Annotated in this window: 1 protein-coding gene; it reads right to left on the reverse strand. The window is 37.3% G+C overall.

Annotation, left to right across the window (positions count from 1 at the left end):
* The coding region (locus tag I6E15_RS10075) for a GTP-binding protein (RefSeq protein WP_235247638.1) at positions 1 to 391 on the reverse strand (391 nt) is incomplete at both ends.

Raw genomic sequence — 391 nt, forward strand, 5'->3', positions numbered from 1 at the left:
TCTACTCTTCCTGTTACAACAGTTCCTCTTCCTGTTATTGTGAATACGTCTTCGATTGGCATTAAGAATGGTTTGTCTACTGTTCTTTCTGGAGCTGGGATATAAGAATCTACTGCGTCCATAAGAGCCATTATTTGGTTAACCCATTTTTCTTCTCCGTTTAATGCACCTAATGATGATCCAACGATTACTGGTACTTCATCTCCTGGGAATCCGTATTCAGTTAATAATTCTCTTACTTCCATTTCTACTAATTCTAATAATTCTTCATCGTCTACCATATCAGCTTTGTTTAAGTATACTACGATGTAAGGTACTCCAACTTGTCTTGATAATAGTATGTGTTCTCTTGTTTGAGGCATTGGTCCATCAGCTGCTGATACAACTAGGA

It is taken from the genome of Fusobacterium perfoetens (assembly GCF_021531475.1).
GTDB lineage: Bacteria > Fusobacteriota > Fusobacteriia > Fusobacteriales > Fusobacteriaceae > Fusobacterium_B.